This is a genomic window from Oscillibacter sp. CAG:155 (assembly GCA_000436875.1).
In the GTDB taxonomy this organism is placed as follows: domain Bacteria; phylum Bacillota; class Clostridia; order Oscillospirales; family Oscillospiraceae; genus Oscillibacter.
The window spans coordinates 5,307-15,532 of the sequence record FR890944.1 but is presented as its reverse complement, the minus strand read 5'-3'; the positions used below and the strand labels follow the sequence as shown (position 1 = coordinate 15,532).

Annotated in this window: 14 protein-coding genes; 8 read left to right on the top strand and 6 right to left on the bottom strand. The window is 61.5% G+C overall.

The annotated features are described in order from the left end of the window. The 4 genes from QZL67_RS08890 to QZL67_RS08875 all read left to right on the top strand — a co-directional run. Positions 1-504 (top strand): ABC transporter ATP-binding protein (locus tag QZL67_RS08890; protein WP_292920188.1); only part of this gene is annotated, 504 nt, incomplete at its 5' end. Positions 505-516: 12 nt separating this feature from the next. Continuing rightward, positions 517-1,218, top strand: coding sequence for an ABC transporter ATP-binding protein (locus tag QZL67_RS08885; RefSeq protein WP_366914418.1), 702 nt, complete (start codon positions 517-519; stop codon positions 1,216-1,218). Positions 1,219-1,390: 172 nt separating this feature from the next. Beyond that, a complete protein-coding gene (locus tag QZL67_RS08880) occupies positions 1,391-1,912 on the top strand; it encodes a transcription repressor NadR (protein ID WP_022290370.1) in 522 nt (173 codons plus the stop codon). Between the two features lie 146 nt (positions 1,913-2,058). Continuing rightward, positions 2,059-3,147: a PTS transporter subunit IIC gene (locus QZL67_RS08875; protein WP_022290369.1), complete on the top strand. Its 1,089-nt coding sequence runs from the start codon at positions 2,059-2,061 to the stop codon at positions 3,145-3,147. Positions 3,148-3,215: 68 nt separating this feature from the next. Here QZL67_RS08875 and QZL67_RS08870 read toward each other — a convergent pair whose 3' ends face one another. Beyond that, complete coding sequence (locus QZL67_RS08870; RefSeq protein ID WP_022290368.1) at positions 3,216-3,896, bottom strand: helix-turn-helix domain-containing protein; 681 nt, start codon at positions 3,894-3,896, stop codon at positions 3,216-3,218. A 119-nt stretch (positions 3,897-4,015) separates the two neighbouring features. Here QZL67_RS08870 and QZL67_RS08865 point away from each other — a divergent pair, with 119 nt between their 5' ends. Then, positions 4,016-4,435 carry a PPC domain-containing DNA-binding protein gene (locus tag QZL67_RS08865; protein ID WP_022290367.1) on the top strand — a complete coding sequence of 140 codons (420 nt, stop codon included), beginning with the start codon at positions 4,016-4,018 and terminating at the stop codon, positions 4,433-4,435. Positions 4,436-4,535: 100 nt separating this feature from the next. Here QZL67_RS08865 and QZL67_RS08860 read toward each other — a convergent pair whose 3' ends face one another. The 5 genes from QZL67_RS08860 to QZL67_RS08840 form a co-directional block, all read right to left on the bottom strand. Further along, positions 4,536-5,501 carry a tRNA-dihydrouridine synthase gene (locus QZL67_RS08860; RefSeq protein ID WP_022290366.1) on the bottom strand — a complete coding sequence of 322 codons (966 nt, stop codon included), beginning with the start codon at positions 5,499-5,501 and terminating at the stop codon, positions 4,536-4,538. Next, positions 5,498-5,848 (bottom strand): arsenate reductase family protein, encoded by a 351-nt coding sequence (locus QZL67_RS08855; RefSeq protein WP_022290365.1) that lies wholly within the window; start codon positions 5,846-5,848, stop codon positions 5,498-5,500. Before QZL67_RS08855 ends, QZL67_RS08860 begins: the two co-directional genes overlap by 4 nt. A 77-nt stretch (positions 5,849-5,925) precedes the next feature. Then, entirely contained in the window at positions 5,926-6,429 is a 504-nt protein-coding gene (locus QZL67_RS08850; protein WP_022290364.1) for a GreA/GreB family elongation factor, read from the bottom strand. 32 nt (positions 6,430-6,461) lie between these two features. Next, positions 6,462-7,817, bottom strand: a complete 1,356-nt coding sequence (locus QZL67_RS08845) for an MATE family efflux transporter (RefSeq protein ID WP_022290363.1) — start codon at positions 7,815-7,817, stop codon at positions 6,462-6,464. 28 nt (positions 7,818-7,845) lie between these two features. Continuing rightward, positions 7,846-8,433, bottom strand: a complete 588-nt coding sequence (locus QZL67_RS08840) for a helix-turn-helix domain-containing protein (protein WP_022290362.1) — start codon at positions 8,431-8,433, stop codon at positions 7,846-7,848. A 59-nt stretch (positions 8,434-8,492) separates the two neighbouring features. Here QZL67_RS08840 and QZL67_RS08835 point away from each other — a divergent pair, with 59 nt between their 5' ends. The 3 genes from QZL67_RS08835 to QZL67_RS08825 form a co-directional block, all read left to right on the top strand. After that, entirely contained in the window at positions 8,493-8,768 is a 276-nt protein-coding gene (locus QZL67_RS08835) for a hypothetical protein (RefSeq protein WP_292920186.1), read from the top strand. A 166-nt stretch (positions 8,769-8,934) separates the two neighbouring features. Next, positions 8,935-9,765, top strand: a complete 831-nt coding sequence (gene thyA, locus QZL67_RS08830; RefSeq protein WP_022290361.1) for a thymidylate synthase — start codon at positions 8,935-8,937, stop codon at positions 9,763-9,765. 12 nt (positions 9,766-9,777) lie between these two features. Then, positions 9,778-10,226 (top strand): dihydrofolate reductase (locus QZL67_RS08825; protein ID WP_292920184.1); only part of this gene is annotated, 449 nt, incomplete at its 3' end.

Below are 10,226 nucleotides of genomic sequence, written 5' to 3'. Positions count from 1 at the left end.
TTCAACAACCTCACGGTGGAAGACAACGTGAAGGTGGGCATGGACACCCAGATGCACTACAACATGTGGAGCGGCATCTTCCGCCTGCCCGGCTACTGGAAGGAGGAGAAGGTGGCCCACGAGCGGGCCATGGAGCTGCTGTCCATCTTTGACATGGGCTATCTGGCCAAGTACAAGGCGGGCTCCCTCCCCTACGGCGCCCAGCGGAAGCTGGAGATCGTCCGGGCCCTGGCCACCAACCCCAGCCTGCTGCTGCTGGATGAGCCCGCCGCCGGCATGAACCCCTCGGAGACGACGGAGCTGATGGAGAACATCCGCAAGATCCGGGACACCTTTGGGATCGCCGTGCTGCTGATCGAGCACGACATGAACCTGGTCATGAACATCTGCGAGGGCATCTGCGTGCTGAACTTCGGCCGTGTCATCGCAAAGGGCTCTCCGGCGGACATCCAGTCCAACCCCGCCGTCATCGAGGCCTACCTGGGCAAGCAGAAGGAGGCGTGAGTCATGGAGCCCATTTTGAAAGTTGAAGACATCAACGTGTATTACGGCAGCATCCACGCCATCAAGGGCGTCTCCTTCGAGGTCAATCAGGGAGAGATCGTAACGCTGATCGGTGCCAACGGCGCCGGCAAGTCCACCACGCTGAACACGGTGGCGGGCCTGCTCCACAGCAAGACCGGCTCCATCACCTTCCTGGGCGAGAATCTGGGCCATCTGCCCTGCCATAAGACCGTGTCCAAGGGTCTGGCTCTGGTGCCGGAGGGACGCCGGGTGTTTTTGCAGATGAGCGTCCAGGAAAACCTGGAGATGGGCGCTTACACCAAGCCCGGCAGCGGCGTGGCCGCGGATCTGGACCACATCTATGAGCTCTTCCCCCGCCTGAAGGAGCGGCAGCGGCAGACCGCCGGCACCCTCTCCGGCGGCGAACAGCAAATGCTGGCCATGGGTCGGGCCCTGATGAGCCACCCAAAGCTGCTGATGCTGGATGAACCCTCCATGGGCCTGGCACCCATTCTGGTGGAGCAGATCTTCGACATTATTCGCAGCCTCCACAAGGCTGGCACCACCATTTTGCTGGTGGAGCAGAACGCCCAGGCCGCCCTCAGCGTGGCCGACCGTGGCTACGTGCTGGAAACCGGCAAGGTGGTCACCACCGGCACCGGCTCCGAACTGCTGGCCTCTCCCGTTATCAAGAAGGCCTATCTGGGCGGCTAAGCGATTCCGCTCTGATATATTTCTATCAATTTATCCGTTTTGTATTGAAGGAGGGCCTGGTCGGGCCCTCTTTCTCTTTGCATTCCGGGACGGGGGATGCTATACTGCTGAGAGAACCGCAGCAAAAACGGGCTGTTTTTTGAACTCTGATTTCAACAAAGGAGGGACCCCTATGCAGGCAGAGGAGCGCCGCAGGGCCATTCTGGACCGTTTAAGAAATGCCGACGCCCCCGTCAGCGCCGCGGCGCTGGCCCGCCGGTTTTCCGTCAGCCGGCAGATCATCGTGGGTGACATCGCCCTGCTGCGGGCGTCGGGAGCCGACATCTCCGCCACGCCCCGGGGCTACGTGATCCTGCCTGCCGCCACCGGCCTGGTCCGCCGGGTGGCGGTACAGCACGGCCCTGACGGCATGGAGGCAGAGCTCAACGCCATGGTGGACCAGGGCTGCACCGTGGTGGATGTGATCGTGGAGCATCCCCTCTACGGCCAGCTCACCGGCCCGCTGCAGCTCTCCAGCCGCTACGACGTCCAACAGTTTTTAAAGCGCTGCGCCAGTGCCGATGCCCAGCCCCTCTCCAATCTCACCGAGGGCATCCACCTCCACACCCTGTCCTGCCCCGACGGCGATGCCTTCGACCGGGTACGGGAGACCCTGCGGAAATTGGGCATCCTGCTGCCCGGCCAGGAATCCTGACTTTTCAGGCTGCCCCTCCCACGAAAAGCGGATTTTCCGTGGAAATAACGGTTGACAGCGGAGAGCCCGCCGTGTATGATGTAGTATACAGGTGTCAAGACACCTGTATACTACATTTATTTTTGAGAGAGAAACAGGTGCTTCCCATGGAAAAATGCAAGGCTTTTCTAAAACGTAAAAACATCGTCATCTCCGCCAAGCGGTATGGCATCGACGCCCTGGGCGCCATGGCCCAGGGTTTGTTCTGCTCTCTGCTGATCGGCACCATTCTGGATACCTTGGGCGATCAGTTGGGGCTTACATTTCTGGTAACGGTCGGCGGATACTGCTCCGCCATGTCCGGCGCGGCCATGGCCGTGGCCATCGGCTACGCCCTTCAGGCGCCGCCCATGGTGCTCTTCTCCCTGGTGACGGTGGGCTATGCCGCCAACGCACTGGGCTCCACCACCCTCTCCGGCGGCAGCGGTGCCGGCGGCCCCCTCGCCGTACTGTTCATCGCCGTCATCGCTGCAGAGCTGGGCAAGGCCGTCAGCAAAGAGACCAAGATTGACATTCTGGTGACGCCTCTGGTGACCATTCTCTCTGGTGTAGCCCTCTCCGCCTGGTGGGCCCCCGCCATCGGCACCGCCGCCAGCGCTGTGGGAGACTTCGTCAAGTGGGCCACGGTGCTCCAGCCCTTCTGGATGGGGATTCTGGTCTCCGTGGTCATCGGCATTGCCCTGACACTGCCCATCTCCTCCGCCGCCATCTGCGCCGCCATCGGTCTGACCGGTCTTGCCGGCGGCGCCGCCGTAGCGGGGTGCTGTGCCCAGATGGTGGGCTTTGCCGTGATGAGCTTCCGGGAAAACCGTTGGGGAGGCCTGGTCAGCCAGGGCCTGGGCACCTCTATGCTGCAGATGGGTAATATCGTGAAAAATCCCCGGATCTGGCTGCCGGCTATTTTGACCTCAGCGATTACTGGACCTCTGGCCACCTGCGTGTTCCACTTTGAGATGAATGACCCCGCCTCCGGTGTGGCCAGCGGCATGGGCACCTGCGGCATGGTGGGCCCCATCGGCGTCTACACCGGCTGGGTCAACGATGTGGCCACCGGTGTCAAGGCCGCTATCACCGGGACGGACTGGCTGGCCATGGTCCTTATCTGCTTTATTCTTCCCGCCGTTCTCACTTGGGCTTTTGGCCTGTTTTTCCGGCGCATCGGCTGGATCAAAGAGGGAGACCTGAAGCTCTCCTGATTGGCGTACATAGCAAACAGGCACCCCACCGGGTGCCTGTTTTTTCTTATAATGCGGCCGTCAGTGGTTCAGAACCAGAAACAGCAGTCCGCCGGACAAGAAGAGAGGGCCCCGCCGGACAAGAAGAGCGGGCCCAGCCGCAGCAGTTCGTTGCCCACCGTGGATAGCGTGGCAAACCACAACCGCAGCGGGTAGCATTGCACAAAGGCATCGGGCCACAGGTTCAGAATCCCGGTCATCCACAAGAGATAATAAGCCAGAGCCAACAGTCCCACCACCAGCACCATCCGCCGGACCCGGACGCTGCGCACCCGGATATCCGCCCACAGCGACGCAAAAGAGGGAATCAGGCAGCCCGCCGCCAGAAATCCCAGGGGCGGCACCACCAGCAGGTACACCAATCCCGGAAGAACCGTAAAGGTCTCCGTGCGTAGCCGGTACAAATATGGCTCGAGGGTCAGCTCCATCACCAGCCAGGTAACCACCACCACGGCGCAGAGCACCGTGCAGGCCACATACCGCCGCTGGAACCGGGTATAGCCCTCTCTCACCGCTCCGGGGCCGTAAATCAGCTCCCGGACGTCGGCACCCAGGGCCTCCGCCAGGGCGGTGAGGGTCTCCACGTCCGGCTGGTTCTTCCCGGTCTCCCAGGCGGACACCGCCTGCCGGGTGACGTGGAGCCGCTCCGCCAGACTATCCTGGGTCAATCCCGCCCGTTGGCGCAGCCGCTTGCAATTGCGTCCCACCATGGTCTCCACCTCCGGTTTTATGATAGCATCCGGCGGGATGTTTGTCACGCAACGAATCGTTGCACCGGGGACATCCGTGTGGTATGCTGGAGAAAATCTGGGATAACAAGGAGGACGTCATGGACTATCGGAAATTTGGAAACACCTATGTGGTACGGCTGGACCCGGCCGAGGAGATTTTGGAACAGCTGGAGCACTTCGCCCGTCAGGAGCAGGTCCGTCTGGCCGCTGTCCAGGCGCTGGGGGCGGTGAAGGAGTTCACTGTGGGCGTTTTCAAGACCGATGAAAAGAAATACTACGCCAACCATTTTTCCGGCAGCTTTGAGATCGTCTCCCTCACCGGCACCATCGACACCATGGACGGTGACTTTTACTGCCACCTCCACATGAGTGCCGGGGACGATCAGGGCCGGGTGTTCGGCGGACACCTGAACCGGGCGGTCATCAGCGCCACCTGCGAAATGATCGTGACCCTGCTTCCCGGCACGGTAGACCGGGCACTCAGCGAGGAGGTCGGGCTGAACCTCTGGAAGTTCTGACAATCACAGGCATCCTGGAATCAACGCGCAAAAAAGCAGGCGGACCACTATCTGTGGTCCGCCTGCTTTTTAGATATCAAGGATACGCCGCAGCCTATTTTCAGGCAAAGCGGCCCTCAGCATGGTCCCGCAGGGGCAGCTCCCGGAAAATAGCCGCTGCCAGGGCCTCATAGTCCCGGGGTGTATGGAGCCGGCGCATCTGTTTGGCGTGCTTTTCGCCGCCTTCAAAGAGGTGGATCAGATAGAACCAGACCTCCTTCATCCGCTGGGCCGCGTGGCCCGCCTGGCCGTAAAAGTCCTGATAGGCCTGATACAGCTCCCCGGTGAAGTCTTCCAGCTCCTCCCGGGTGGCGGCAGGGCCGCCCCGGAGCTTGCGTAGCAGCGCCGGGTCCGCCACAGCACCCCGGCCCACCATCACCGCCTCCACCGTGGGGAAGTCCCCCTCCACCCCGGTGATGTCCTCCACGGTCAAAAGGTCGCCGTTGTAGCAAAGGGGAATGCGGCTCTCCTGCACCGCCCAGGCAAACAGGTCCCGGTGGACCGTGCCCTTATAGAGCTCCGGCCGCACCCGGGGATGGATGGTGAGGCAGGCGATGGGATACCGGTTGTAGAGTTCCAGCAGCTTGTAAAACTCCTCTGGCTCCTGGTAACCCAGCCGGGTCTTGATGGACACCGGCATCCGAACGGAGGCAAACACCTCGTCCAAAAACCGCTGCAGCTCCTCCGGACGGGCCAGGAAGCCGGAGCCCTTGCCCTTGGCGGTGACGGTGCCGGAGGGACAGCCCAGATTCAGATTGACCTCCCGGTATCCCAGGTCCTCCATCAGCTCCGCCGCCCAGAGAAAGTCCGGGGCCTTGCGGGTCATGATCTGGGGCACGGAGGGAATCCCCCGGTTGGCCTCCGGGTCCAGCTCCCGCCGGTCCCGGGGCGTGACCACATGCTGGTCCGTGGGAGAGAAAAAGGGGATGAAATACCGGTCCGCGCCGCCGAAGCGCCGGTGCCACACCTGCCGGAACACCACCTTGGTGATGCCGTCCAGCGGGGCAAAGTCCACCCGCATCTTCATCCCAGCCGGGCCTCCCACTCCGCCTGACGGAAGCCCGTCAGCACGAAGTCGTCCCCCACCAGCAGCGGGCGCTTGATGAGCATACCGTCGCCGGAGAGCAGCGCCAGCTGCTCCTCCTCCGTCATGTGGGGGAGCTTGTCCTTCAGGCCCAGGGCCTTATAGGAAAGGCCGCTGGTGTTGAAAAATTTTTTCAGCGGTAATCCGCTCATTTGCTGCCAGCGCCGCAGCTCCTCCGCGTTGGGAGTCTCCAGCTTGATGTCCCGCCGCGTAAAGGGAATGCCCCGCTCCTCCAGATAGGCCTGGGCCTTCTTGCAGGTGGAGCACTTGGGATAACAAATAAACAGCATTATGCAGTCTCCTTCCGTTGGATGTACGGCCCCCCGCCCTTCGGGCCGGGAGCTCCGGGGCTGTGCCGTCTTTTCTTTTAATAGCTGCTGATCTCCAGAGAATCGTCGTCCTTGCCCTTTTCGATGGCCCGGATCTCCACAAAGTACTTCAGTTCGGGGCTCACTTCCACCTGGACCCGGTCCCCTACCCGGTGGCCCAGCAGTGCCTTGCCTACCGGGGACTCCTTGCTGATGAGTCCCTTCAGGGCATCCTGACGCAGCGTAGTGACAATCTGGAGGTTCATCTCCTTTTTCACCATCTCATTGAAGATGGTCACCTTGTCGAAAAGACCCACCGTGCCGTCCTTGGAATCCACCTGGATGACCTTAGCGGTGCGGATCATGCGCTCGAGATAGCGGATGCGGCTCTCGTTGCGGTTTTTGGCCTGCTTGGCGCATTTGTACTCGTAGTTTTCGCTCAGGTCCCCGAAGGCCCGGGCGGTCTGCACCTCTTCGATCAGCTGGGGCCGGAGCACCCGGACCCGGTGGTCGATCTCCTCCTGCATCTTCTGGATATCCACTTCCGTCAGTTCGTCGTACATACGCTTCACCTCATTGGAAAAAATTAAATCCGTCAGTTCTTCAAACCCATGGTCTCCCACTTGTGGCCGTGGAACCGGGGCACAAACAGCGCCGCCCGCAGCACCCAGTCGGCAAACATGGCGATCCAGATGCCCACGACGCCAAAGCCCCAGTACCGGCCCAGCAAAATACCCAGGCCCACCCGCAGCGTCCACATGGACACGGTGGAGGCCACCATGGTAAACCGGGTATCGCCCGCCGCCCGCAGGGCCTGAGGCAGCGTGAAGGCCAGGGGCCAGATCAAAATGCCGCAGATGCCGTGCATCCACAAGATCTGGGTTGCCCACTCCCGGGCCTGATCGGAGACGTTGTAGAGCTTCAAAATCAGCGGCAGGCACGCCAGGATCAATGCGATGACCAGGACCGTATACAAATAGGCGGTGCGCATCATCTTCTTGGTATAATACCTTGCCCGGTCATACTCCGATGCGCCTACGCACCGGGACACCACCGTCACGATGGCAAGCCCCAGCGCAGTGCCGGGCACCACCTGGAAGGAGGCCAGGGTATTGCCGATGGCGTTGGCCGCCACGGAGGCGGTGCCCAGCACCGACACCGTGGAGAGCAGCAAAATCTTACCCAGCTGGAACATGCTGCCCTCGATTCCGTTGGGCACGCCGAAGTGCAGGATATTCTTCACCACGAACCGGTCATGCCGGAAGGTGAACCGCTCCACCTGCATGGGAAGGTCCGGCCGCCGCAGCAGCACCAGCATGGCCCCCGCCGCAAAGATCCGGGAGACCAGGGTGGGGATGGCCACGCCCTCCACGCCCCGGTGGAACACAAAGATCAAAAGGCCATTGCCCACCACATTGATGGCGTTCATGGCGGTGGACACCCACATGGAGGTGCCGGAGTTGCCCATCACCCGGAACAGTGCCGCTCCCGCGCTGTAGAGCGCCAGGAAGGGGATGGACGCCTCTACTATTACATAATAGGTATTGGCGTAGGCGGCCACATCCGGCTCCACCTGACCAAAGACCACATTGAGCACGAACCCCTTGCCCAGATAGAAGAGCACCATCACCACCAGGGAGACCTCCCCCATAAAAAGCAGCAGCTGCTGGGCGGAGTGTCCGGCCTTGCCGATCTCCCGCCGGCCCAGGTACTGTCCCGTGATGACGGCGCCGCCGGTGGCCAGGGAGGCAAAGGCGTTGACCAGCAGCACGTTTACTGTGTCCACCAGGGACACGGCGGAAATGGCTGCCTCCCCCACCTGAGAGACCATCAGCGAGTCCGAAAGGCCCACAGTGATGGACAAGAGCTGCTCGATCACCAGCGGCACGATCAGTCTGCGCAGATCCGCCTTGGTAAATTCTACCCGAAGTTGATTACTTTGCGTATCCATTGGGTTGTTTTCTCCTCCTTGTACTTGCTCACCGGAATTCCCGGGGACTCATATGGAACGTGCCGCGGAAGGCCCGCAGGAAGGTGGAGTACTCGGAAAATCCCGCCTGCTCCGCCGCCTTCATCACCGGCATGCCGCCCCGGATCAGCTCTCCTGCCCACACCAGCCGCTTCTGGCTGATGTACTGGTGGAGCGTGTAGCCGGTGACCTCCTTGAACCGGTGCATCAGGTAGTACCGGCTCAGGTAAAACCGGCCCGCCAGAGCATCCACCGTCAGCTCCTCTCCCAGATGGTCGGCGATATAGTGCAGGATCTCCTCGATCTTGGGGTCGATGCGGTAGCTGTCCGTCTCCTCCTGGGCAGTGCGGCTGCGGAGGATGTCCCGGTCCACAGCGATCAAGAGCTGCTGGCACAGCGTATCCGCCAGCCGGGCGGCACCAAATTCCCGGGAGCGGGTGGCCTCCTCCAGATGCTGGATGGTGCGCATATAGTCCAGCCGCCGCTCACCGTCAAAGCGCAGCAGATGGAACCCCCGCTCCTGGGCCAGCTGAAAGCAGGTCTCCAGCGGCTCGCCCGGGTCGCCCCGCCCCCGGGCCCCCCCCCCCCCCCCAGCCACTCCCTGCCCAGCCAGACCACCACCCGCTCATAGGGCTCCGCGGGGTCGATGGTGGGCCGATGGATGGCATGGTGAGGCACCAGAAGCACATCCCAAGGCTGGAGGAAATAGGTCACGCCCTCCACTACATAGGTGACCTTGCCGCCCAGGAACAAGATCAGCTTATCAAATTCATGGTAGTGATAGTCCAGTTTCTGGGCCCGGCTGTCCTTGAGATGGAAAAGCCGGAAGTCCTCCCGGAGATACCCGCGCTTGCCCACTTCGCTGCGGTCCAGCATGGCGGTGCCCCCTCTCTGCGCCGTTTTTCTTGGCTGCCTTATCTTAACGCAATTTGAATGGTTCCTCAACCAAAATTTCACACAAAACCTGAGTTTTTTTTGCCATCTCTTTGGAAGAAGCTGCAAAAAGTGCCGTGCTAAAAATTCTTCCCGGTTCTATAGGCGACAAAAGGCGACAAATTTGCTATACTGTTAAAAAACGACCGTTAAGGAGGAGCGCACTATGAGCCGCGCCGACCAGCTTTTTATCGAGAACTGCCGGGACATCCTGGACCACGGCGTCTGGGACACCGACCTGCCTGTCCGTCCCCGGTGGGAGGACGGGACCCCCGCCCATACCGTGAAAAAATTCGGCATTGTCAACCGCTATAATCTGCAGGAGGAATTCCCCATCCTCACCATCCGCCGCACCTACTGGAAAACGGCGGTGGATGAGCTGCTCTGGATCTGGCAGAAGAAGTCCAACAACATCCACGACCTGAACGCCCACATCTGGGACCAGTGGGCAGACGAGACCGGTTCCATCGGCAAGGCCTACGGCTATCAGCTTGCCGTCAAGCACCGCTATCCCGAAGGGGAGATGGACCAGGTGGACCGGGTGCTCTACGATCTCAAGCACAACCCCGCCTCCCGCCGCATCCTCACCAACATCTATAACTTCCAGGACCTCCACGAGATGAATCTCTACCCCTGCGCGTATTCCATGACCTTCAACGTCTCCGGCAACGTGTTGAACGCCATTTTGAACCAGCGCAGCCAGGACATGCTGGCCGCCAACAACTGGAACGTGGTGCAGTACGCCGTGCTGGTGTACATGTTCGCCCAGGTCAGCGGCCTCATCCCCGGGGAGCTGGTCCACGTCATCGCCGACGCCCACATCTACGACCGCCACATCCCCATCGTGGAGAAGATGCTCACCCAGACCCAGTCCCCGGCTCCCAAGTTCACCGTGGACCCGTCCGTCACCGATTTCTACGCCTTCACCCGGGACAGCTTCGCCCTGGAGGGCTACACCCCTGCCCCCTTTACCGATAAGATCCCCATCGCCATTTAAGGAGGAGACGTTATGAACGCCATCGTTGTTGTGGATCAAAAGTGGGCCATCGGCCGGGAGGGCGGACTGCTGTTCTCCCTGCCCACGGATATGAAGCGCTTCCGCTCCCTGACCCTGAACGGCACCGTCATCCTGGGCCGCAAGACCCTGGACACTTTCCCCGGCGGGCGGCCCCTGCCCAAGCGGCGCAATATCGTCATCTCCCATCAGAAGGGTCTGGAGATCGAGGGTGCCGAACTGGTGGGCAGCCTGGAGGAGGCCCTGGAGGCCGCTGGCGATCCGGAGGACGACCACCTGTGGGTCATCGGCGGCGGCAGCGTGTACACCGCCCTGCTCTCCCGGTGCCGCCGGGTGTATCTCACCAAGGTGGACGCCGCCGCTCCGGAGGCCGACACCTTCTTCCCCAACCTGGATAAGCTCCCGGGCTGGGAGGTGGAGCACGCCGGCGACCCCATCACGGA